Below are 25,212 nucleotides of genomic sequence, written 5' to 3' on the forward strand. Positions count from 1 at the left end.
GTATGCTCACGTTCGCGCCCCTAGCTTGAATTGGTCCAAAGAAATGACATTGGTGCCGGTCTCAGCAAGTTTGCGACTGGCGTGTAAGGGATCTGGCGTAGACGCGGGCGCCAATATGACATGCAATGGCCGATCAAGGAGAAGGATGTGCGGCGGAACTGAGCCGCCGCACAAGAGGGTTGCGCGTGGAACCCCATACGAGGATGGGCGAGAGGCTTCCTCCTCGATCGACTGCATGAACAGCATTCCATCGCTGGCTCTTGTGTGGAGCGATCCAAGTTCAGGGGTGCCTGTTCTGAAAGCGTCGGGTGCGGCGATCTCGCGGACTCCGAAAGTCGCAACGAGATCGCCGAGGATTTTGACCATCGACGATGAATCCATAGGTTCTGGGACCGTCAGAATAACAGGCGCAGCAATATTGAGGTGTGGGAATTGCTCGCGGAAAAAACCGATGTCGCAAGGCCCGACTCTTTCGATGCCATAAGCCAACGGCTCCGTGTAATTTAGATCCTTTCTTCCCACTTCGCGGTGCACTGGGCATCCACCACAAGCCGTAGAAACGATCAGAGTTCGCCCCGGCGTATGGTTGCGATAAAGCTGGTCGAGCAGATGCGATATTTCGATCTTGCCGCCAAGCAGATCGTCGAGAAGTTTGCGGTTCAGAGCGGCTGCATCGAATGAGCGAGAGCGTTCATCACGAATTTGCTGATCAAAGACCGACTTGTTGCGGTGACCCGACTTTAGCACGCTCACGACTGTTTGCCTGAAGTATCGCGCCCAATGTTCCTCATTGCGGAGGTCAAAGGCGGCCTCGGTCTCATCTTCAGCGCGGGATATCATCTCGGGCGGGCGCGATTCCAACTCGATCATCTTAGCCCTCGCCATCATGATCAAGGTTCGCATATTCCAGGAGGCATTGTAGTCCGATTGCTGGCGCAGTTTTGGAGGCACGACATCGAGATCAAGCTCCAGGAGACTGCCCATGGCGTCGAGGCGTTTGGCGTGAGCGAACATCGTCGACCATCGTTCGAATGCCAACTCCTCACTGATCAGAGCGGGAGCGCTCAAATGGTCTGCTATCTCCCGGTCAGCTTCTGAACAAAGCAGGATGGATGCCGATGGCCGGCCGTCGCGCCCACCGCGGCCCACTTCTTGGTAAAAACGGTCGACGGTTTCGGGCACGGCGGCATGGATGATCGTGCGCACGTCGCGCTTGTCGATGCCCACGCCAAATGCAGAAGTAGCGACGATCCCGTCGATTGCGTTGCGTGACCACTGATCGATGATTTGCCGGCGGTCGGTGTCGCCGGTCTCGCCATGAAAGCATTCGGTCCGCGAAAAACCTTCACGTCGCAGAATCGTCAGCCACCGACGCGCATCGTCGCGCTTGGTCACGTAGAGAATGAAAGGACGTGGTGCGTGACGGATTGCCTCAAGGACCTTGCGGTCCTTGATCGCATCGACATTCTCGCGGTGGACCCAATATTGCGGCTCGGGACGCAAATGAATGGAGGCCACCATCTGGATCGTGTGAGACGGGCCGAACAGCGCGTCAATGGTCTCAACGGTGTCGGGGGTCAGCGTAGCCGACATGAGGATAGTTCGGAAGCCGGGACCCTCGCAGGCACTCAGCAAGCCGCGCCGGACGCCTGCAAGCATCTGGAAGGCGGGCCGGAAGCCGTCGCCCCACTGGCTCACGAGATGAGCTTCGTCCAAGACGAGGTAGGAAAGCAGTCCGTCTCTCGCGGCATCGTAGAGCGCAGGAAGCAGCGCGCCTGTCATAGCCTCTGGTGAGCAATAAAGAATGCCCTGCCGACCCTCGCGGATTGCCGATTTGATGCTCAAACGCGCGTCGGGAGTGAGATTGGCATGCCAAGCAAGCGCGGGAATCTCACCTCGGGGATGGCGCGCCCTAAGCAGTTCGGCCATCTGACGCGCTTGATCGAGAACAAGCGCTGTGGTCGGCACGACGCAAATGGTCAGGCCGCCTTCAAGGCCGCGAACGAGCACTGGGGCCTGTGCAACTAAGCTTTTTCCCGATCCTGTCGGCAGTGAGACGATGAGCGTCTCGCCAGAAGGCAGCAGGAAGGCGCTACGCACCGCTTCGCGCTGACCTGGTGAGACGTATGTTCCAAATCCACTCGCTTCGGCGAGAAACGGGTCGATCGGCCTTCGCCAATCGAGCCGCACGTCGCCCTCGCCGAAAGCGTCCTCGAACAATGGGGTGTCAGTCTCAGCCATCCAAGCGGGTGACCAAGGCAGCGCTTCGATTAAGAACTGGCCGGTTGCGACGGCTTGCGCACGAATTCCGAATTCTGCCCAGCGATCGCGGCTCGGCCATTCGCCAGTCGAAGGGACGCGTAGCCTAGCCATGGTCATCGTCTGGATCGAGTGGCGGCGCAGCACATGCCGGAGCAGCGGCATGAGGTCCCCCATCTGAATTCGCTCGCCGTCAGAGATCGCACGCACGAGTATCTGGCGAATGCGATCGAACACCCCGTCCGAACCTACGGCGGGCATGGCTCGGGATGGCCAAGCGGCGAGGATATCGTAGAGCGTATCAAAGGTGAGCATTGGACTCACGTGCGGCATCAAGGACGGCGCTGGCTGCCCTGTCACCTGAAAGGAAACAGGCAAGAATTGCATCGACGCGAATACTTGGTTCGCGGATGCCGCCGATCAGGCTTTGCGAAAGCGATCGTTCGAGCGTCCATTCGAAGCTGTCCGCGGTGCTGTCGCCTCGTTCGGCACGGACGCGCAGTTGACCGAGGCGGCCCCGGTCGACCTCCATGGCATTGCCAACGGCGATGTCGAGACTCTCGGTAAGAGACGGAAGGCCCCGCAAATAGGCCTCCGCGCATACGCGAGCCTTGGCGCATAGGTCGGCCCAGTGCTCCAGTTGCGGTACGTCGAGCTTGCCCATCTGTCGCCAACGCGTGGAATTAAGGTTGAAGTCGCGTTCGCCCTTTTTATCGACCTCGGGGCGATAGGCTAAACCAAGTCGCTCAAGCGTCGCCACATCCTGAACGGGGTTAAGCTCTTGATCAAGCCAGACGGTTTGAAAGAAGGGTGGGAGAAGCATGTCTCCGCGACGAACGATGGAAGCAGTGGAGGCATCCGTCAGCCGATCTGCATCAGCGAGAACATTGCATGATCCTTCAACATCGGCCTCCACAATGAAGTCGAACCGAAAGAAGAGGTCGGCGATTCCGGAGCTCCGGTAGTCCGACATCTGCCGCCAAAGGCCAGTCGAGCGGCCACGATCGTCCGCTTGCGCCACCTCCCACATCCCAGTGAAGAAAGGGTCCCCATAGCGCAGCAGGCGCGTGGCGACCGCACGACCCTGCCGACTAAGCGCCGTTCTCCTGCGATAGGTAAATGGTACCGTCCGCACCATGCGGGCGAGATGCGCAGCTGGCGAGACATCTATGGAAGACTGACAGCTTTCATAGAACGTCTCGAGCGGAACGAGTGTGTGGCGATTCGACGTAAGGTACCGATAGCGGAAGAGCTCGACACCTTTGCCCTCTGTAGGTTCTGGTATTCGAGCAAACTGCAGCGTCCCCTCAATCCAAGACGAGGCATCACCCTCGATCGCCTGCCAATTATCGTCGACGTCGGTCAGCGTTTCCAACATGCCACTTGGTGGAGTACCAAGCGCATCCAGAGCGTCTTGTTCATCGATATTGCGAATCTCGCGCTCGATGACACCGTCTTTGCCAGCACTTTGCGCCGTGAGATCCACGAGTGTTTCTGTACCTTCGGCGAAAAGCGATCCCGCGAGGCAACGAGTCGTGTCTTCGATAAGATATTGCAGGCTCGCGACAGAGCGGTCGAAGACGTGCAGGCCGGCATTGAGATAGTCAATCCAGGCCCCCTCGATTGGATTGTCACAGCAGTTCAGAACGATCGACATGACCGCATCACCTGAACCGTAGCGATCGGCGCGGCCAAGCCGTTGCTCGATCCGGTTAGGATTCAGAGGCAAATCGTAATGAACGACGATCTTGCGACCACCTTGGAGGTTGAGCCCCTCTTCAGCGCGATGATCGGCGACTAGAATTGGACGGCTCGGATCAAGATTGAAGGCCAGCCAGTTATCGTCTCCCGGATCGTGGCGATCGACCACGACTTTCAACCGATTTGCCAATGCCAGAGCGAGTGCATCAGCGGTGCTTGCGTCCGAACAGAAAATGACAAATTGCTGTCTCGGCGCGAGAAGCGCTTGCAACTTCTCCACCAGTGCCGAGGTGCGCGCCTCAAAATAGTCGTCGCTTCCTAAGCGCAACAGGACTCGTCCAAAGAGATCGGGTCGGGAGGTGATGTGCGCGTCTCCCCTAAGCGATTCGACTGCGCCCCTGCTGTTCTGGGCATACTCAAGTATTTGATTGAGGATTCCACTGAAGACGCGCACCCGATTCCCGCTGACCAAATCGTTCTCGGCGCCGTCTGCGCTCCTCACTTCTCCGATGCGCCAGTCTTCGAATGCTTCGAACAACCGATTCACTTCGGAAGACGCATAGTTCACGATCGTCAAACCCGAGCGATCAGGCGTTAACCCGGCAACGCTGCGGCGCCTATGCCGCAGAATTCGTCGATGAAGGCGATACGCCTCGCTGAGATGAGCCCTGACCCGGCCTATGGCCTCGATCAAGGCGGGATCATCCTCGGCAGGCATCTTATCGCTGATCGCGCGGAGAACTCGCGATTGCTCCTGCAGCAACGTGTCCTCGGGAAACATCTCCGCCAAACAATCGAGCGGGTGATCAAGATAAAGCACGTTCTCGGGTGTGAGACCCGCGACGATGCCGGCGAGCGCCTGCCGATTTTCGACCCGAAGCCGAAATCCCCCCTGATCGGTTAGCTTGTAAGTGTCGGGATCCAGGAGATGAAGCATCTCAAGAAAGCCGCGCTCATTATGGAGCGCTGGTGTGGCCGAGAGCAGGAGAACACGTTCGATCTTCGGGGCCGCGGCAGCAATGTCGTCATACAGGCCACCCAGATCAATCGTTGGACGATGGCCGGTCAGGTGATGAGCCTCATCGATGACTAGCATGGCGGCCTTGCCAAGAAGAGGCTGTATTCTGTCCCTCTCGTTGAACCCCAAGACATGTATTGTTCTGCCGAGAAAGCCCCCTAGGAAGAACTTCGACTGGAGTTCTGATCGCCATTGCGGAACGAGCGCTTCGGGCACGATCACCAGAACCAGCGTGAGGTCGCCTGAATCTAGGATGCACTGACGGATCAAAATCCCCGCTTCGACCGTCTTGCCGAGGCCGACCTCGTCAGCAAGTAGGTATCGCTGTACCGGATCTTGCAAAATGCGCCGGACCACTTCGATCTGATGTGCTTCAAGCTCCACGGAGGACGAGGCCAGCGCCGACATCCCCATAGCAGTTGCGCGCTGAGCGATCGCGGTCCGGACAAACCTTCTCCGGCCTTCGACAAACCTCGGCGTTTCGCTGATCTTGGCGCCGAGAAATGCCGTCGGGTCCTCGATCGCACGGCGACACCGCACGAAGACGTCCGAGACCTTGAGATATCTGGAAACGCCATTGGGGAATCGGATAAATTGCTTGTCGCCATGATCGTCGAGAAGGCGGCCGATCTCCCAAGCACCCAACACGTCATTGAAATGGTAAATGCGAGTCTGCTCGGGTAGGGTCACGGCTTCAATAGCGCCGACCTCCAAGTCGAGGACGATCGGCTTAGAGACTGGAGCATCAAAATACTCGACGGAGCAACGTTGCCCGTTGGTACTAAGCTTTTTTCCGATGCCGAGAGATGCCCCCTCGCCCTCCCTAACACGTACGAACACAATTCCTCCGTGCGCTGCGTATCCTTTTGTTTCTTATACGCGAGTCGAAGGCCTAAGCCAGTCCAGCAAAAGTCGTAAGTCTGCCAATATAGGTCCGGATTTGGCAGCCAGTTGCAAGCAACTGGGCAAAGTCCCGGCGTCCCGGTGGCGACGCACCGATCTGGGAGCACGCGGATCCGCCGACATGTCTCAACGGGGCACGTGGACGAGTTGAGTGACCTTCACCCGATAGACGCCCCGATGCTTTGCGGCTGGACAGACCTGTTCCGGCCGAGTGCTGCTTATGCGCGAACGGTCCTGCTCGTCTTAAAGCGCACGCCCACTTCCGTGCCTGCTAACCGGACCAACTCACACCGGCGGAAGACCGGTCCCGTCATTGAAAACAACAAGAAAAACTCTCGCGTCTTGAGGACGTCTGGCGATTCCTCCATGCTGAGGCGTGCCCCTGTTTCAGAAATGTCGAGGATAATGCAGTCCCGCCGCCACGCGCCATCAGAGCCCACCAGTGTCGCCCTGTATTCACGTTCAAAGCGAACGCGCTTAGCTTTTCTCTTGTCCCAACTCATCGGCCGAACGCCGATCAGCGGCGCCTTCAAAATGCAATCTAAGAAATTGGGCAATTTATCAGAGCAAAATGGCTCTCAAGTACAAGCACACGAACCAACGGTGTCGAAACCTCGCCGGAAATAAACGGCACGGTCAAAACGTTACTGCGATCATACCGGCCGTAGCTAACGCTTTTCCGTCGAATTATCGCACTTCGCCGAAGATTTTCTGCATCCCGTCGCATGGAAACGCGATGATCTTGACATGCCGTCATTCATCTCTGAGGACAACAGCGTCACTGCCATGTCCATTGATGATCACAAATGAGATGGCTTCCAAGCCAGAGTCCCGACGCCGAAACTGCGTCGTCCGATCCCAGGTCAGACTGAAGATCGGACTGTTCGGCGAGCGGGACTTCAAAAATTTTGCCTTCTGGGTTGCCGAGATACCGGCCGGCCTGTAAACGCTCCACGCACACCGTCAGCCGCCTTCTAGCGGTGGCCCGCGGCGGGGGCCTGTAGCTCAATGGTTAGAGCAGGCCGCTCATAAGCTCATAACGGTCTGGTTGCAGGTTCGAGTCCTGCCGGGCCCACCAATGAAATGGGTTATTATTTATTACTTTCACAATATCTGCGTTGTCGCGTCGGACTACCGCCACCGCTACCGCCTCAGGTACGCGTCGTATTTGTTCGCATCTCGTTCGTGCAACCTGGAGCCGTAAGGTCGTAACCGGAATGCCCTGTATGACTGCGCGAGAACAAAGGGGCCGTCAACTTCTTTGCGGATATCCCTGCGCGAGTCCGGCTCCCGCCGCGACCAGGGCGCCATTCCAACCGGCGCGATCCTGCTTAAACGAGATAGACGGCGGATACTGGCCGCGCGGCAATCAGGATGGAAGCGGCTTCCCACCCAGATTGTCGCGCTATAGGATACGCCGATTAGGATCAAACTAACGACCGACGCGGCATTCGATCGCCGTAGCAGGGGTTGTCGTCGACCCGTCCTCAAGCTCCGTCGCGGCGCATCTTCGGTACCGGGTGATCAAACCCATTCTCATGGTGCTGAAGAGCCGACTTGGCGTCGGGATAGACCTTGTTCATGAATGACTCACCTGATGGCCGACCGGAATTGATTATCAATGATAGCTGCAGACCCGATCGAGGTAGTACAGCGCTCAGGCGACCACACTGCCATCGAAGTCCTGGCTGTCCCTGGTGCAAAACACATCAAGCGTGTTGTGGCGCTCCAAGGTCGATCCGCATCCGTAGATACGCCATGGGTCAGCGCGTCGGCGTCAAATGAAGGCCAAGGCGAGCAGGCTCGAGCAGAGCACCGCGAGACCGGCCGCCATCAACGCCAGAAGGCTACCGCTCACAAGATCACAATGGGGCATGAGGCATCCTCCATTGGACCGGCATCCTGAAGAAAGCAACTACTCACCGCCTCGGGCCGCCGATCAACGGATGAATGATTTAGTCAAATTGGACGCATTATTCCTGCTGTTTCCGCCCAACACCGCACATTTCAAGCAGATTTAGCGTCGGAGCCGACGTATTGCTGCGACATGGCCTGCTGGTAGGCGTTTTGGCGAGCGACTCTGGCTTAAGCTGCTCGAGCCTTGTCTGCCTGCGGCTTTTGCGTCTTGGCGTCGGGGCGGGCGAGGCCGAGCAAATCGCGGTCGCCCACCATGCGATGATCATTGGCCGACTGCGTGAGGCGTTTATCCCAGATCGCAACGTCGCCTTCCCTCCACCTCCAGCGCACCGTATTGTGTGGCGCCGTGATGTAAGATTGGAACAAATCGAGCAACTTTTGACCGGTATGTTTCTGTAGGCCAATAAAGCGCTGCACGTTGCCAAGCATGAGCGTGCGCTCGCCCGTTTCGGGATGAGTCCGAACCACCGGAAGCTTGGTTTCGTAGATCGTTCCGGTGATCCCCTCCTCAAACTGCATCTCGTTCGCCTCGGTCGATTGCTCGTTCACGGTGTAAGGATTGGAATTGGTATGAACCGCCCAGAGCTCGTCAGCGAGCATGCGCAGCGATAACGGAAGATCAAGATACGCAGCCGCCGTATTCGACCAAACGGTGTCACCGCCATAAGGCGTAATCATCACGGCGCGCAGCACGGAGATATTTCGGAAGTCGTCAAATATGACATCCGCACGCCCCTGGTCGGTGCCACCGCTGCGGCCCGAAGATGGCTCCAGGATGGAGAACGTCCGATCGGTCACACCGACTTGAGGAGACGGGATCAACCCACCTAGCCGAACAGCAAAGCGCTGCTGTTCGGCATCATCCAAATGTTGTTGGTCACGGAAGAAGATTACCTTGTGCTCGAGTAGCAGTCGGCTGATCGCTCGCAGGGCATCGTCGGACAAGTCTCCCGACAGCCTAATGTTGCGGACCTCGGCACCAAGTCGGACCGCGCGCTTAATGACGTCTGCGCTTGATATGACATTGTCCATGTTCGTCGTACTGCTCATGATTTCTTTCGGAAGCGCGATCCCTTGAACGAAATTCCGTCGTGCGCTGGTCGCGAGAGCGACGGCGGAAACTATGCAAGATCATTCCGGTCAGCAGCGGATGCTCGACCGCAACTTGATGATGAATGGCCTCGCGTTGACGTCCCAAAATGTAAGCGCGAACGATGCACAGTCAATGAAACGAAATTCGCTTTTATTTTCGGCTGTGAGCAATGATTGCATCGCGTCCGAGGGATGTTCTGGAATATGTGCACGAACGTTCAGCCGATCGTTTCACACGCCCGCAACGCGTAGCGGACAAGCAATCAACACACGACACCGTTTGACGCTTGTGTTTGCCAATCGATGCGAGTGCATATCCTTCATCGACGATTAGCCTATAAGATTTTTGCTGACTTCCCGCGCGACGCCGCTTGCTTCTCTCCTCACTACCGTATGGCGCCTGACGCAAGCTAGCTGATCGCATAGTGGTGGCTGCCTCAGAGAACGGCTTTCTCAAACTTCACTATCGATGAAGTTCTACGACTTCATGACGAGCGCGCAAAAGCTTGGGTGGATCACTAGAAGTTTATGGCGGAAGGAAAGAACCAGCCGGCAGAATTTCGGCACTTGCTTGGACGTTCAACAGAGGTCGCGCACGTCGTCTAATCCGCGTCGGCAAGATTGCGAGCCGCAACAGATATTCAGTTGCTAGCCCTAAAGCTCTGGTTCACGTGGACGGACGACTTGAGCAGTCGATCGGTCCAGCAAGCAGCCGGCAACAAGAGACAGCGAGCAAATGAGTGTTGTCTTTTCGCGCTGGAGTGCCGTTGCGCCGAATTGCGCTGGTCAGTTGATGCCTTGGCCAGAGGGCAAATCGGCCGCTCCTGAAATAACCCCAACTGCATATTGGCGATGTATCGAAGTTGATTGATGCAATCTGTTGCGCTTCAGAGCTTTTTTCCGCGTTCGATTGCTTCTATTTGATGGATTTCATTGCGTCGATCTAGGCTGACGGAAGGCGGCAGAATTGCTGCTACGGCGGGCCCGCCAAGCCGATTTAAGCGTTGCCTTCTTCAGTTGCGAAATCGAACGATCGCACAAGTTCCCCGCAGGCAGCCCACCTGTCCACTTTCTAGCTAGCGGTCAAGGCGTTGGCCTTCGCCCTTATAACCAGCCCAGCCGTTGAAATCCGTCGACGACGGCCTCCGAGTGCGGGATTTAAGCGTGAGCGGGGAAGTGATTGCACTATATGGTATCGAGACATCGTTACTGTCCAAAATGACAACGAGAATTTCGTTTTGACGCGCTTCATCAAAGGGCGCAAATGGCAGCAGGATAGGCGACAAGCGGCCAGAGCCACATGCACCACGATTGGTCCGCGTACAGTCCTTTGAAGCGATCCGGGCCTCCCCTCGATCCGTTCCAGATGGGCCTCGCGCTGAAGCTCTCGAGGATGCAAAACTGCCGCTTTCCGCCCAAGGGCGTTTTAATCAATGGCCGTTCAGACATGATCGGCGGCAATGTCTTAGTAGAAAAAGGAACTATGTTATGAGCCCGACTGGAGACGGAATACCATTCGAAAAACCGGAATTTTCTCGCCGCTTGGCCTTGGTCAAGAAGGAAATGGAACGGCGGGAGATGGATACGCTGCTCATCAGCGAGCCATCAAACATCTACTATCTCACAGGATACGAGGCCTACTCCTATTACGTCTTTCAAATGCTGGTTGTCCACCGCGACCTTGATGAACCCGTCTGGATAGGCCGGTTCATGGATGCAGCGTCGGTGCGGCGAATGACACATCTTTCAGAGAAGGCCATCCGCCCCTATACGGACGAATATGTGCAATCCTCAGAACGGGATCCAGTTGATTTCCTCGTTGCACAACTCAGAGAGATTTGTCCAAGCCTTAAAGCTATCGGCACTGAGACGGGCTCGTTCTATTACACGGCAAGGGCCCATACCAAGCTCCTTGGCTCTCTCCCGAACGTGCGCTTCGTTGACGCCGAACTCCTCATCAATTGGATCCGCATTCGCAAGAGTCCAGCCGAACTCGCAATCATGCGGGAGGCGGGCAAGATTTCAAACGCGATGATTAGCGACGCTATCGAGGCAGCAAAGCCTGGCATGCGCGAGTGCGACCTTGCGTCAGTGATTTACCAGCGCATGATCGCCGGCACGCCGGAATACGGCGGTGTTCTACCCTCGAGCCCGACCTACTTGCTCACGGGCTCGCGATCAGGCGAACCGCATGCGCCTTGGTCGGACCGCCTAATCGGCAAAAACGTTCCGGTGAACGTGGAAACGTCTGGATGTCGTCGACGCTATCACGCCCCCATCAGTCGCACGATATTCCTCGGTTCGCCACCGGACTCGTATCTTCGTCTTTCCAACGCGGTAGTCGAAGGAATCGAGGCGGCATTGACGGAGGTGAAACCAGGCGTCACTTGCGCCGATATCGAACGCACCTGGCAAGGTACGATTGCTCGGCACGGCTTTCACAAGGAAGCTAGGCTCGGTTACTCGATAGGAATCGGCTTCTCGCCGACTTGGGGGGAACGCACCGCGAGTCTCCGAAGCAGTGACCTCACTGTGCTAGAGCCCGGAATGGCATTTCACATGATGCCGGGGCTATGGCTCGGCGAGAACGGCGTCACGATTACTCAGTCTTTCATTGTGACTGAAACAGGCCGGGAAGATCTGACAACATTCCCGCGACAATTGGTCATAAAATAGAAGGACACAGTTTCGAGAGTGCTGATCAAGGGCTCGCGCAAGGTCGGTCGCTACGCTCACTTGGCACGACTGTCCAAGCGCGGTCCCCGGCAATTTGCAGAACTGGTAAATCCGCGGATGCTGGTCGTCTCCAGTTCAGCTTTCTCGTCGCGCCGCGGATGCGCCGCATGCGAGGCCGAAAGCCCGCGTCCAGCGCGAACTGGCGCCTCGCAGCACAGCGGACGGCATTCTAATCGCTCTGGTCGTGTCACGAGGCGAGGTCCAGAACGTCAGGGGCGAGTTCGCCATTTTTGGATATCGCGCGTCAGGCCCAAGAAATTCCCTACCCTATTGCGAACGATGTAGCGAGCTCGCCCGGGGGAGGGGCGCTCTATGTGCAAACGCCGCAAATCATGCATTCGCCTGCCTGCGGCATCGGCGGCGGGCTGAGACGGCCGAGCAGAGTTCTGGGGCAGCGTGGCGGGCTTAACGGCCCCCTGCATGTCCCGTTTGCTTGGTTAATCTCCCGATAGTTGCGGCGCGGTCAACAACTGCGTCAATCCGAACTCACGCTCGCAGAGTTTGCGGATGGCTCGTTCTTCTTCTAGCTCGCTCTCGCGTGCGAAACGGAGGGGAGTTCTGCAATTGTGTCTATTCGGCACGGCTCGTAAAATTACAGGTCAAACGGTCCGCACGGGTTACATTTTGCCCGGCCAAAATCGGTCGGCCGTCCGCCGCGGTCGGAAAGTAGCGCATGACCAAGAGTGGATACCCTGACACCACATCCAGCATCTGCGCCTGAACTTCCGTCGCGGTCGTCGCCTCTATTTGGTATTTGCTATGGTCGACAATGATGCCGTATTGCGGCAGCAACGGAATAATGAATTCGCCGTGCAAATGGTCCTTCAGCTTATCCGCCAGCGCCCTCGGAAGCCAAAGCGTGTCGAGTCCCACCACCTTGCCGTCTGCGAGCAATAAACGCTCCAGCCGATAAAGGGACGCATGAGTCGAACCGTCGCCGCGGGTCCTACTGCCGCCGACCACCGAATTCCACGGCCTTGTATATGGACGCTCCTCTTAGAATGCGACAGGCCCCTTCTAAGCATGCTGTTCCTGCATCGGAATCAAGCGGAGGTTGTCCGTGCTGATAGTAATGCCAAGGACGTCGCCGGGCTTTGGATGACGTCCAAATGAAAAACGCTCCTGCATTGTGAGTTGCTCTCCATTGACATCAAGCACAACCCGTGTTGCACCCCCACAATAGCGCGAATGGAGGACGCGCGCCTGCTGGCTTTGGCCAGCAGCGCCATCGGTCGACAACTTAACTTGTTCCGGCCGGATTACCACTGTAGCAGGTCCAGCACTCCAGTTTCCCTTGATCCGAAGGCCAGCAGTGGACGTGAAAGCGCCAGTATTGTCCACGGCCCCCTTTAACAACGAACACCAGCCGATAAACTTTGCGACGAAAGGTGTTGCGGGAGCTTCGTAGATTTCGCCAGGAGTTCCAATCTGCTCAACCTTGCCGGCGTTCATGACCATGATCCGATCTGACATTGTCAACGCCTCCTCTTGGTCGTGTGTTACGAACAACGTGGTAACGTTGACGGATCTGACCACCTCCTGGAGTTCTTCCCGCATACGGACTCGCAACTGTGCGTCTAAATTCGAAAATGGCTCATCGAGAAGCAGTACTGCAGGTTTGATTGCGAGCGCGCGAGCGAGCGCAATGCGTTGCTGTTGACCGCCGGAGAGCTGGCTCGGCAGGCGCTGAGCTAAATGAGGCAACTCGACAAGCTTGAGCATTTCCTCAACGCGCTTCTCACGCTTCTGGCGCGGCCACCTCAAATTTTCCAGACCGAACGCGATGTTTTCAGCAACGGTCATATGCGGAAAGAGCGCGTAACTCTGGAACACCATGCCGGTATCGCGCCGATAAGGCGGCTGATGCGTCATATCAATGTTATTTATGCATATGCTGCCAGAAGAGGGCTCCACAAATCCCGCTACCATGCGCAGGGTCGTTGTCTTGCCGCATCCCGATGGACCAAGCAGGCAAAGAAGTTCCCCACGCCGCGCCTTGAGCGAAATGTCGGCGACTGCGGCCGTATCGCCATAGAGCTTGGAAATAGAGCGCAACTCCACGACAAGGTCGTTGCTTTCCCGAACGACGTTTTCATCCTTCTCAGACAAGACGAGCATCTCTCCTCCTATTACGCGAACCGTTCCGCGCCGATCAAACGCTCGACCATTAGGATGACGACCAACGTTACCAGGATCATTAAGCTCGATACGGCGGCAACCAGCGGGTCATAGCTAGTGTCGACATAAGTGAATATCTGTACTGGTAACGTGACCTTGCCCCCGTAAGTCAAAAACGCGGAAACCGTAACGTTTCCGAAAGATGTAACAAAGGCGAAGATCGCAGCGGACAAAAGACCAGGCAGCATGAGAGGCAGGGTGATGCGCCGAATGACTTTCAAAGGCGGGGCACGCAGATTCATCGCCGCTTCCTCGATCACTCGATTGTGCAAGCTAAGGCTCGCTAGAATGGTGCGCATCACGTATGGGATGGCAAGTACCAGATGACCCAAGAGCAAGGGATAGATCGTTTGGGTAAGGTTCAGCGCGGCGAAGAGTTGCAACAGCCCGATCCCGAGAACAACCGCTGGAATTATCAGTGGCGAGAAGGCGAGTGCTTGCAGGAACCCCTTGCCCGGGAATGAGAAACGATCTACTGCAAATGCGGCAGTGAAGCCTATCGCTAGCGCCATCGCGGCAACGAGCACGGCAACGTAAGTACTCGTCCAGAGCGCAGTCATGAACAGTTCGTTCTGCCACGCCTCTCGATACCAGCGCACGGAAAAGCCTGCGGGCGGAAAATTCAACGTGTCCCCGCTGGTGAACGACGAAACAATCACCAGAAGCGCTGGTAGCGCAAGCATCACGTACACGATTGCGCGGATGACCGCGCCCGACGCGGCCATTGCACGGTCAATAAGATCAACGTGCATAGCGCCGCCCTTTCGAAATGAGACGCGACGCAGCGAGGGCATTCAGCGCCGCTGTAACACCGAGACCGCTCACGAACAGGATGAATGCCATTGCCGCGCCGGAGGGCCAATTCAGTTCGGCCATGATGCGCTCATAGATCAGGCTACCGAGCATGGCGACGCGACTTCCGCCGATGAGACGGGGAGTGATAAACGCCGAGATCGAGAGCACGAATACGAGGTTGAAGCCGGCAAGTATCCCCGGAATCGCGAGCGGAATGACAACTTTGCGAAAGGTGGCGAACCGATTTGCACGAAGATTTGCAGCCGCGTGTTCAAGTACTGGATCAATTTGAGCGACCACACCCATGACCGATAGAATCATGAATGGAAGGAACTGCTGCACCAGGACAGTTAACACCGCTGGCCGACTAAAGAGAAGTTGTTTCGGCGACGAAGAAACGCCTAAACTTACAAGGAGTGAATTGACTACTCCATTGCGTCCAAGAATGATCAACCAGCCAAATACAATGACCACAAGACTGAGTGTCAGCGGCATAATCACGATGATGGTGCGCCACCGTCTTGCGAGAGGCGGGAGCCGCGCTAGCGAGTAACCGGTTGGGAATCCAATTCCCAAGCAAATCAAGCTGACAATGATCCCGTCGACAAAGGTCTCGAACAGCACTGAAGAATAATAGGAATCCGAAAAGAACCGGATGTATTGGTTCAGGCTAAAGCCGCCTCCATCAAGAAGGTGACTGCCAGGTAGAAAGCTCGCCCTCAGCAATCCAAGGGTGGGCATGATCAAGAATATCACGAGAAGCAAGATCATTGGCGCCAACAGAAGCGCAATGGTTACGACCCTGCGGTTGGCAAGAGGCTCTTCCATACCAGATCCTTCGCGATTGGTAGCGACTCAGTCATGACGCTGCGCGTTGCCGGATCCGCCGCTCATCACAGCGATAGCAACCAGCTACGTTCGAATTATCTTGTTCAACTCTTCGATCCACGCACTGCGGTTCGCTATAAGTTTTTCCCAATCGACCTTCTTTTTCAGGGCAATACGCTCCGGCGAGTTGAACAAGAGGTCATTGCGAAGCTCCTCTGGCAAAATGACGTCAGTTGTTACTCCGTACCGGAGCGCCTGAGGTACACCGAGGACGCCCTGATCGGAGAGCAACTGCTCAGCATACGCGTATGCGGCTTCTGGATATTTAATGCCCTTGACGACGTTGATGTAGCTAATGACCGAGTAGACGCCCTTAGGCGGGACAACGGTCACAATAGGAAGGCCCTTGGTCCTTAGTTCGTGAGCGCGACCATCCCAGAATATGCCAGCAAACACCTCTTCGTTTTGAAACATCTGTATCTCGGCGACATTTGTCTGCGCGAGTGCAACAATATTCGGCTTCGCGGCGCTCATCACTTTGAACGCGGGCTCCACGTTTGAGATCGAGCCTCCGTTTTCGTCGGCCAAGCCGAGAAGGGTGAGAAGGCTGCCGTATGTGGCGGAAGCCATAATAACCGCCCGCCCTGCCAGATCAGTTCGCGCAATATCCGAATACGAGGTAATCGGCTGCTTGATGTACTTTGAATTGTAGACTGGGATAACGGAGGCGACGCTGAATGGCACTCCATAATCGCCAAATTCGCGAAATCCTGGGAGGATCCGTTTGACGTTCGGAACCTGCGACGCCTTGATCTCCTCGATCATGCCTGCCTTGGTGAGCTCGACCATGTTTGGGCTATCACCCATGAACAGGTCGTAAGGTGGATTGTCTTTATTGGCGATCAGTTTGACAAAGTCCGCTGATGTCGTACCGGGGATGAACTGAATCTTGAGCCCGTACTTCTCCTCAAGCGGCGCGGCCACGCCCTTTTTGAGGGCCTCGTCGTAAAGGCCGCCATAGCCGTTTACGCGCAATGTGATGCCGGAAAATTTCTTTGACTGCGCATGGACGTAGGGCGCAGCTAGCGCGCCGGCTGCAGCCGTTGCTGCGGCTTTCAGGAATGTTCGTCTTTTCATTTTATCTACCTCTCCCGCTTCATGTGAAGACGACGACTATTCTGGTTGCCAGCCCATAAAGTGAAGCTTAAGGTAGATCTACAGCATGCATTGCAAGCCTGCAATCTAGACAGCCATCCAGTTGTCGAGCGGCGGCTCAGCGAGGCGTCGCTCTCATAGGCGCCACCCGGAGGCGTCGCCAATCAGTTACGACGACATACGGACACCGGGCTCGTGAAAACGCACTTGAGAACGCAACCAAGCGCAATGCTCTCTCGCCGTCCTCAGCCAGGCGCTTGGATCGGCAATCCGATTCCTCGCCGCACGGCGAGGCGACGACATAAGTGCATAGGTTGGGGAGGCAATTCTCATGTGGCGACAGCTGGACCGATCCTGCTGATGGATCTTCCCCCATCAGCACTTTTCCTCGCCACAGATGGCTGGCAAGTATCAGACTTGAGGAACGGCTCTAGGTGAAAGCAGTCAAGAACTCGCGTCGCTGAACGGCGGGCGAGATCGCTGCACTGCAAATTTCGGCGCCCTTGCAACGTATCATCCCCTAGCATTCGACACGCGCTTCCGATTCCTTGCCTGAAGATTATGAAGTTCTCGATCGGTATTTCACCAATGATGGGCTTCTCGCAGCAGAAAATCTGCGCGTGAAGGCAGAACGTGGCGCTTTCGCGCGATCGTTGGAGCAACCCAGCAGTGATAGAAAATCGACACTTCCGACGGAAGCCCTGCACGGCAGCTCAAAAGAGGAAAGGTGATACAGACTGGGCAAATCGCGCAATGATCACGCGATCGATGCAGCGACGCCACGCTATGGTCGATTAGGCATGCCGCGACCACGTTCAGGTCAACTCACCGACCGCAACCAGAATGCCGGAATAGCATCAAGGTCCGACTCTGTAACGCAGTATGGCGGCATCACGTAGATTGTGTTGCCGAGCGGTCGAACCAACAGGTCTCGATTGTTGAAGAATGTCTGAAGTTTGACACCGATATTCGACAGTTGCTCGACAGAATCCCCCATGCACGTCGGCTCGAGGTTGCTCGCAATCTCAAAACCGACCAACTGGATCCACCCGAGACTATATAGGTGCTGAACGGATCACAGCTCACATATGAGTAGCGAGGCGTTTTGCCTCGGCGTTCGGTGCGACCGATCTCAGGTGTTCAGCAAATCGAGGATGTATTTGACGGCAAGTTCCGTCGCCGGAATGATGAGCTCATCCGAAGCTCCGAAAGTCGGCGTATGCACGGGCGATTCGTTGGCGGCCGCGCGACTACCGAACCAGAAATAGATCGAGGGCACACATGCCGCGTAGAAGCCGAAATCGTCGCTACCCGTTACCTCCTTGCTGGCATTGAAGCCGTCGGGGCCGACCGTGTCCTCAACGAGTTGGCGGAAGCGCCTCACCAACTCGGCATCGTTGACGACAGGGGGCTCACCCGAGCGGATGATGCAATCGGCTTGCCCACGGTGCATCACGGCGGCGCCTTCGGCCACCTCCCGCACACGCTGGCACAGCTGCCCCCTACGTTCTGGGCTGCGAGTTCTGATCGTCCCCTCCATAACCACGGAAGGGCAAATGATGTTGGTCGCCTCCCCTCCGTGAATGGTACCGATTGTGACGACTGCCCCGTCATCGGCTGGCATTTCGCGCGAGACCACCTTCTGCACCTCGTTGACGAAGGCGGCGGCGATCGCGATCGCGTCGACGCCCTTATGGGGCGCCGCGCCATGGGCCATCTTACCCGTGATGGTAAGTCTGAACTGGTCGGCGGACTTAGTTACTGCGCCCTCGCGCGCACCAAACTTGCCAGTGGGAATCTCCGGAGCGACGTGGAATCCGACGGCATGGTCGAAGCCGTCCAGGAGTTTCTCGTCCTGCACACTGCGCCCCCCGAGCGGCTCGGCCTCCTCGGCTGGCTGGAAGAAGACGCGCACCTTACCCGCGAAGTTGTTGCGCATTCGATGGAAGGCGAGTGCAGCGCCGAGCGCGATCGAGCCGTGCATGTCATGGCCGCAGGCATGCATAACACCCTTGACCTGTGACTGATAGGAGAGGTCGTCGCGTGTCTCCTGGATCGGCAGTGCGTCGATATCGCCGCGTACTGCGATGGAGCGTTTTGGGCCGGAGGCCGTACCTTCAATATCGATATACAGGCCGGTCTTGTGGAAGGTATTGGTCTGGTTGAGACCAAATTGCTGGAGCACGTTGCGAATCCGCTCCTGCGTTTTCCATTCGGCATTCGAGAGTTCGGGCTCACGATGCATCGCATGCCGTAGTTCGATCACTGCATCGCGCTCGGAATCCGATAAAAAGCTGTTGGTGCGCGCTATCATTTCGCTCTGCTCTCTTATTCGCGCCTTCGGGCCCGTAAATTCACGGAGGAAAAACCTAGCCTGTCGTGACGAAGGAAATCGACCAGTTTTGGCTCAATCACGCATGTTTCGACCAATTTCGTGGGCTTAGCGTATAATTTCACACTGCAAAGCCGGCGAACCAGCCGTTAGGCATGATGCACCTCGTTCCGGGATGTCGACCATAGAAACTCTTTTAGCCAGCTACGCCTCAAGGAACAGACGCCATCATCTGCCGGCAGAGCCCCACGATGTCGTAGACCGGCAGCCTCGCGATACGACGAATTGCTGGAGCAACGATCGGGAATGCAGCACATTCGAATAGAATGACTGCGATCTGCGGGTGTGCATCTCGAAGTCGCGCAAGGCAACTGGCTACATCTGCCTCGACGGCAGCCACATCGGTTGGGGGCGCCGGACGCTTTAGCTCGTCATGCCAAAACTTGCCGCCTTCAATGCCACCAATCACAACTCTCGCCCGCTCGTTCGGGTCGTCGAGTCCGAGCAGGTCTTCGCCGCAGAAGTTGGAGTCGTAGGTTAGAACAGCAAGCTTGGCCAGCGGCGGCAACTGCCGGAGCAAAGCCGGCAGCAACAGCAGGCTAGACATTCCCACAGGCACATTCACGGAGGCCGCCACTGCTGCCTGATGACGGATAGAGAAGCCGCAAGTCGAGCTTATCGCGACCGCTCCCCGCTCAACCAAACGCCGTGCGGCAGCTATGAAAGCCGACTCGAGCGCTGGATCACCGCGCACGACGTTCTCGACCCAAGCACCCTCGACTGTTTCATAAACCACGGGAAAGTCGAAGCTAGCTGGATTCAGCATCGAGCCACGCGGCGGAGTCGGCGGCGTCGCGCCGAGTGGGACCCCTCGCTCGAGTTTAAGAATTCCCAAGGCGTGTGGAGTTTCTAAAGTCATGGATTAAACCTACCTCGGTTCTGAACCCAAATTCAAATCTGAGCCCCTCCCGCAGCCGAAATTCTGCGAAAATGCGGCAAACGCGATCCTTCCCTGCGATTTGGGGCAACGCGTCTCACTCGAACCTTGAGCGAATTTAATTTCGTTCGTGCCGAGGTGGCCAGTTCGATTTGGACGATTAGGCCGCATTCAGACCATGTCACATTTTTAGGTGGGCGCTCGCTCCTCACCACGGTTCTCTCATCACCCAGTCCATTTCGAATAGCTCGGAGATGCACACGCCCGGTGGATGGATTGGTAGTAGCCACCAGCAGAAAGCATCGCCACCAAGCCTTGCTTCTCGGCCGAGTTCAGTTTGGCCGCGAACTGCACTTGCAAGGCGGCGAAATCGATCCAAATTGACATAAAACAATGGCCTCCCGTTCCGAGTACCCTTGTCCTATAAACAGGACCGCGGCAGGCTATCTTGCATCTGTGGTCAGCTTTCATGTGATCGATCGCGAACACAATTCGAGCCCGCCTCAGCTATTTTATCTTTCTTGCGAATTCGCCGGCTCGCGCTCCGCGTTCACCTTGTTCGCAGCGCGACAAGGTCCGCATCTACAACCGGGCTGGTCGTCCTCTCAACCAGCGCCGCGACAATTCCACCCAGTATGTGGATCCCAGCGCGAGTATTTCGTCATTGAAATCGTAACTGGTATTGTGAAGAGCGCAGGGGCCCGGCCCGTGGCCCTGCTCGCGGTGCTCCCCATCTCCAGCTCCCAAAAATGCGAAGGCGCCGGGGCGCGCCTGTAGCATATACGCGAAATCCTCGGAACCCATTGTCGGTACAACGTCTGCGTCTACCTTCGCTTCGTCGTCAACGATCGATTTCATCACTTCCGCCGCAAAGCGTGTTTCGGCCGACGTGTTCACCGTGGGTGGATAGCGCTTGATCACTAGCTCGGCCCTGCATTCCTGCGCCGCGGCAATATTTTGGACGATCGTATGCATCCTGGACTCAATTAGGTCCAAGGTCTTCTCGTTGAATGCTCTTATGGTGCCGGCAAGCGTAGCTGTATCTGGAACTATGTTTCTGGCCTCGCCCCCATTGAACTGAGTGACAGACAGTACCGCCGTATCCATCGGATTCTTGTTGCGGGTGATGATGCCCTGGAGCGCCGCGACGATCTGTGAACCCGTCAAGATGGGGTCCTTTCCGTCATGCGGAAAGGCGGCGTGTGCGCCGACACCAATGATCCGAATGTCAAAGTTGGTGCATCCCGCTAAAATCGGACCTGGCCTAAGGCCGAAGCTGTTCACGGGTAGGCCTGGCCAATTATGCAAACCGAATACTGCGTCGACCGGAAATTGCCTGAAGACGCCCTCATCCACCATCACCTTCGCGCCCGACCCATTTTCCTCTGCCGGAGAGAAGATGAACACGATTGTGCCATCGATATCTCGCGTACGTGCCAAATGGCGGGCGGCGCCCAGCAACATCGCCATGTGCCCGTCATGACCGCAAGCATGCATTTTTCCCGGATACTGCGATCGGTGCGCGAATGTGTTGAGTTCTTGCATAGGCAGGGCATCCATATCCGCACGCAGTCCGATCGAGCGTTTTCCGTCACCGGCCCGTAACACTCCAACCACACCCGTGCGACCGAGTCCGCGGTGCACCTCGATGCCATATCCTCTCAATGTCTTGGCAATGAGATCCGAGGTTTCTGTCTCCTCGAAAGCGAGCTCCGGATGAGCATGGAACCAGCGTCGCAATGCCCTCGTTTCCCCTTCCGCAGCCTTTATCTCTGGTATGGTTTGCATTGTAGGCTCCGGTGGAAGAGGTCTTCGCTTATCGTCCGGGCAGGCGTTGTTTCCGCTATGATGGTCAATTTCGAGCAGCGGACGCGACACGCGCCGAATTCGGCTGAGAAACAGCTGTGTTTACGTGTACGGTAGAGAAGTCGTGGCTAAATGTAGTGGCGCTAGAAGACTGATTCATGCGATAAAACGCATGCTGACGCTCTAATCCAGCCTCAAGGCGCACTTCTTCAGCGGATTCACGCCCATCTGTGTCTGATCAGCCGATCGGATGATCGCTCCACACCAAGTATCGGCAAATATGAAGCCGCATTACCAAGCAAGACTGGGTCCGCTCATGCGAATGGATGCAATCGCCAACGCGGCGAAGGAAATCCGCCATACGGTGCGTACCACCTAATTCAGCAGCTCAATTCCTCATGCCTCTTAGGGTTTTGTTGTAGTGAGGCGATCACTATACCCGAGGTAAATTGAGCTCAGAACAGCAAACGCGCCGCTGTTACGTCATCGTCCGCGGTGACTCGGGATTTCTATCACCTGCTGATTCTTCTCGCCTTGGATCGGGAGTTGTCGTTGTCGCTTTACGATCCGCGACCATGGCGTCACCACACCAGTTCGACGTCGCTGTCCGCAGTCGAACGATAGAGACGAGACGGGATCGTTCACAGCACTTTTCCGGGGTTCATGATGCCGAGCGGGTCAAGCATCGCCTTGACCTGCCGCATCAGTTCGATCGCAGTCTTGTCTTTCACGTCAGGCAATTCAGCGCGTTTGAGCGCGCCGATGCCGTGCTCGGCCGAGATCGAGCCGCCCATCCGCAGCACGATCTCGAACACGACCGCATTGATGTCGTGCCAGCGGGCGAGGAAGTCGGCGGCGTCAGCGCCGACTGGCTGGCTGACATTATAATGCAGGTTGCCGTCGCCGAGATGGCCGAATGGCACCGGCCGTGCGCCCGGGATTAGCTTGATCACTTCAGCGTCAGCCTCCGCGATGAAGGCCGGCACCGCGGCAACTGGCACGGAGATGTCGTGCTTGATCGAGCCGCCCTCCGGCTTCTGCGCCGACGATATCTCGTCGCGCAGCTTCCAGAAGCCCGCGCGCTGGGTGAGGTTCGCGGCGATCACGGCGTCGTCGATGATCTCCTCCTCCATCGCGCGGGTGAGGATCGCTTCCAGCGTGGCGCGCGCATCGTCGCGCGGCGAGGACAGTTCCAGCAGCACGTACCAGGGATGCTTCTCTTGAAGGGGATCGCGAACGTCGATGCCGTGGCTTATCGAGAAATCGACCGCGATCTCGCTCAGTATCTCGAAGCTCGTCAGCGTGCCCCCGGCCTCGCCTTGCGCGATCGTCAGCAGCTTTAGCGCTTCCGCCGGCGACTTCAGCCCGACGAACGCGGTCTCCATCGCCCGCGGCTTTGGAAACAGTTTCAAGGTCGCTGCCGTGATGATACCAAGGGTGCCCTCGGCGCCGATGAAGAGATTATGCAAATTGTAGCCGGTGTTGTCCTTCTTCAGCTTCGACAGCACGTTGAACACGCGCCCGTCGGCCAGAACCACCTCGAGCCCCAGCGCCATCTCTCGCGCGACGCCATAGGCGAGTGCGGCGGTGCCGCCGGCATTGGTCGAGAGATTGCCACCGATGGTGCAACTTCCTTCAGCCCCCAAAGAGAGCGGAAACAACCGGTCAACCTCGGCTGCCTTCTGCTGCGCGACTTGCAGCACAACGCCGGCCTCGCAGGTCATGGTGTTCGAGGCGGTGTCGACCTCGCGGATCTTGTCCAGCCGGCGCAGCGACACGACCACCTCGCCAATGTGCGGCGTCTGGCCGCCGACGAGGCCGGTGTTGCCGCCCTGCGGCACCAGCGCGATGCGATGCTCAGAGGCGAGCTCGCAGATCGCGGCGACCTCCGCGGTCGAGCCCGGCCGCAGCACCAGGGGCGAGCGGCCGTGGAACAGATTGCGCTCCTCGGTAAGGTAAGGCTCGATGTCGGCCGGATCGGTCAGCGCGTACTTGGCGCCGACGATGGCGCGGAATTTCTTGATCAACTCTGGCAAAAGCGGCGCTGCGGGAGACCTGCTGATAGTCACGACTGTTTCCTTCGAAGCGGCACCGACACGTACAGGTGTCGGCAACAGCGCAAATTGCCGAAATGCGGCGTTTGACGAATGAGTGGGAATGGATTCGGCCGGCAAGTTGTCCGCCTGTGCCACTGCACCGATGAAGTAGAGCACAAGGAAATTCTAACCTGGGAGGGGCGACGGAGGTTAGAAGCCTTTGGTTCTAGCCTCTTTCCGCTTAAGCGCTTTTCCGCCCACGCCGGCCGCGCGGCACTCCCCGTCGCCTCAATGTTGGGGACGAGCCGGCTTAGCGCCATCAGCGGACGCTTGTCGAAAAACCCGCACACAGCCGGTGAAATCGCGCACAAATTCAGCGACCGCCCGAACGGCACAGTAATAGTCGCATTAGGCCGCTTCTCGGCATCCAGCGTCCCTCAATAGCCGCGCCCCATGTCCACGGCGTTCCTCATCGGCTCGTTCTTCAGGAAGTGGCCGATGTTGTCGCCAAAGATGGAGAACACCCGCTCCGTATAGTTCGTTGGACTTCCCGCCACGTGAGGTGTCGCAATCACGTTAGGCATGTCCCATAGCGGGCTGTCCTGGGACAGCGGTTCCTGCTCGAAGACGTCGAGCATCGCTCCGGCGATTGCTCGCGTCTGCAGGGCTTGGATCAGTTCTGCCTCCACCACGACGTTACCCCGCGCGATATTAATCAAAAAGGCATCACGCCGCATGCGCGCGAGCTCCGCTGCGCCGATGAGACCAATCGTGTCTGCGGTCGCCGGCACAGCCAGAACCACAAAGTCGCATAGCGGAAGTAACTCTGCGAGCGCGTCGGAAGCGAACAGATGGTCGACACCCTCAACTGGTACGGAAATATCTCGTTTCGAGCCTACGACCGTCATCCCAGCACTCTTGGCGCGGCGTGCAATGGTCGCTCCAATGGAGCCCAGTCCGACCACTCCGAGCGTCTTATCGGCCAGCGGCGCCACATACCGCGGGTTCCACTTTCGCTCGGCCTGCTCTTGCAAGAACCTCCGGAAATCCCAATGCAGCATCGTTACGCCGGCCATGACGAAGTCCGTGATGATCTCACCGTGAATTCCGCGCGCATTGGTGACCGTGATATGACCTGCCCTATCGCGGATCGGCAACATAGAATCGACACCGGCATTAGTGCATTGAAACCAGCGCAATTTCTTCGCCTTGTCGAACAACTCGACAGGGAAGCGAGACGCAAGCAGTGCATCTGCTTCACCGATATGCCGCTCCAGCCGTTCGGGATCGGGAGCGTTGATTGCGCGAACCTGCGGGAAACGCTCTCCTATCAGTCGTGCGTAGGTTTCCGCGGCAGGATGGTTGAGCAGGATGGTAAGTGCTGGACCTGTGTCGGCCATATTGATCTCCGAAACTCGACGATTGGGGGCTGATGCGCAGTTATTGCCAAGCGACACGCAGTAGTCGGCGTGTTTAGGCCGGCGCCACGCACTTTTCGTCAACGTCGCAAAGCGATATC

General features: G+C 57.1%; 15 protein-coding genes and 1 tRNA gene. 2 read left to right on the top strand and 14 right to left on the bottom strand.

The annotated features are described in order from the left end of the window. Window positions 1-6: 6 nt before the first annotated feature. From dpdF to I3J27_RS34055, 3 genes are all read right to left on the bottom strand, one after another. Window positions 7-2,574 carry a protein DpdF gene (gene dpdF, locus I3J27_RS34045; RefSeq protein WP_270163231.1) on the bottom strand — a complete coding sequence of 856 codons (2,568 nt, stop codon included), beginning with the start codon at window positions 2,572-2,574 and terminating at the stop codon, window positions 7-9. Next, entirely contained in the window at window positions 2,561-5,818 is a 3,258-nt protein-coding gene (gene dpdE / locus I3J27_RS34050; protein WP_270163232.1) for a protein DpdE, read from the bottom strand. The genes dpdF and dpdE overlap by 14 nt, the downstream gene beginning before the upstream one ends. A gap of 281 nt (window positions 5,819-6,099) precedes the next feature. Next, entirely contained in the window at window positions 6,100-6,384 is a 285-nt protein-coding gene (locus I3J27_RS34055; RefSeq protein ID WP_270172952.1) for a PilZ domain-containing protein, read from the bottom strand. Between the two features lie 491 nt (window positions 6,385-6,875). On the opposite strand from I3J27_RS34055, the gene I3J27_RS34060 reads away from it, so the two are divergent. After that, a tRNA-OTHER gene (locus I3J27_RS34060) sits at window positions 6,876-6,959 on the top strand. 1,007 nt (window positions 6,960-7,966) lie between these two features. Here the strand turns inward: I3J27_RS34060 and I3J27_RS34065 are convergent. Continuing rightward, window positions 7,967-8,848: a TauD/TfdA dioxygenase family protein gene (locus I3J27_RS34065; protein ID WP_270163233.1), complete on the bottom strand. Its 882-nt coding sequence runs from the start codon at window positions 8,846-8,848 to the stop codon at window positions 7,967-7,969. Between the two features lie 1,530 nt (window positions 8,849-10,378). On the opposite strand from I3J27_RS34065, the gene I3J27_RS34070 reads away from it, so the two are divergent. Beyond that, a complete protein-coding gene (locus I3J27_RS34070; protein WP_270163234.1) occupies window positions 10,379-11,566 on the top strand; it encodes a M24 family metallopeptidase in 1,188 nt (395 codons plus the stop codon). A gap of 630 nt (window positions 11,567-12,196) precedes the next feature. Here I3J27_RS34070 and I3J27_RS34075 read toward each other — a convergent pair. From I3J27_RS34075 to I3J27_RS34120, 10 genes are all read right to left on the bottom strand, one after another. Next, window positions 12,197-12,520, bottom strand: a complete 324-nt coding sequence (locus tag I3J27_RS34075; RefSeq protein ID WP_270163235.1) for a UTRA domain-containing protein — start codon at window positions 12,518-12,520, stop codon at window positions 12,197-12,199. 123 nt (window positions 12,521-12,643) lie between these two features. Continuing rightward, window positions 12,644-13,744, bottom strand: a complete 1,101-nt coding sequence (locus I3J27_RS34080) for an ABC transporter ATP-binding protein (protein WP_270163236.1) — start codon at window positions 13,742-13,744, stop codon at window positions 12,644-12,646. 11 nt (window positions 13,745-13,755) lie between these two features. Beyond that, window positions 13,756-14,556 (bottom strand): ABC transporter permease, encoded by an 801-nt coding sequence (locus I3J27_RS34085; protein WP_270163237.1) that lies wholly within the window; start codon window positions 14,554-14,556, stop codon window positions 13,756-13,758. Next, window positions 14,546-15,427, bottom strand: a complete 882-nt coding sequence (locus tag I3J27_RS34090; RefSeq protein ID WP_270163238.1) for an ABC transporter permease — start codon at window positions 15,425-15,427, stop codon at window positions 14,546-14,548. The genes I3J27_RS34085 and I3J27_RS34090 overlap by 11 nt, the downstream gene beginning before the upstream one ends. Before the next feature lie 84 nt (window positions 15,428-15,511). Next, complete coding sequence (locus tag I3J27_RS34095; RefSeq protein ID WP_270163239.1) at window positions 15,512-16,564, bottom strand: extracellular solute-binding protein; 1,053 nt, start codon at window positions 16,562-16,564, stop codon at window positions 15,512-15,514. A 1,150-nt stretch (window positions 16,565-17,714) separates the two neighbouring features. Beyond that, window positions 17,715-18,896, bottom strand: coding sequence for a M20 metallopeptidase family protein (locus I3J27_RS34100; RefSeq protein WP_270163240.1), 1,182 nt, complete (start codon window positions 18,894-18,896; stop codon window positions 17,715-17,717). Between the two features lie 229 nt (window positions 18,897-19,125). After that, a complete protein-coding gene (locus tag I3J27_RS34105) occupies window positions 19,126-19,740 on the bottom strand; it encodes an aspartate/glutamate racemase family protein (protein ID WP_306417041.1) in 615 nt (204 codons plus the stop codon). A gap of 693 nt (window positions 19,741-20,433) precedes the next feature. After that, complete coding sequence (locus tag I3J27_RS34110) at window positions 20,434-21,639, bottom strand: M20 aminoacylase family protein (protein WP_270163242.1); 1,206 nt, start codon at window positions 21,637-21,639, stop codon at window positions 20,434-20,436. A gap of 659 nt (window positions 21,640-22,298) precedes the next feature. Further along, entirely contained in the window at window positions 22,299-23,726 is a 1,428-nt protein-coding gene (locus I3J27_RS34115) for an FAD-binding oxidoreductase (RefSeq protein WP_270163243.1), read from the bottom strand. Window positions 23,727-24,130: 404 nt separating this feature from the next. Further along, on the bottom strand, window positions 24,131-25,093 hold the full coding sequence (locus I3J27_RS34120; protein WP_270163244.1) for a D-2-hydroxyacid dehydrogenase: 963 nt from the start codon (window positions 25,091-25,093) through the stop codon (window positions 24,131-24,133). Window positions 25,094-25,212 lie beyond the last annotated feature (119 nt).

Origin of the sequence: Bradyrhizobium xenonodulans (assembly GCF_027594865.1) — a bacterium.
Lineage (GTDB): Bacteria > Pseudomonadota > Alphaproteobacteria > Rhizobiales > Xanthobacteraceae > Bradyrhizobium > Bradyrhizobium xenonodulans.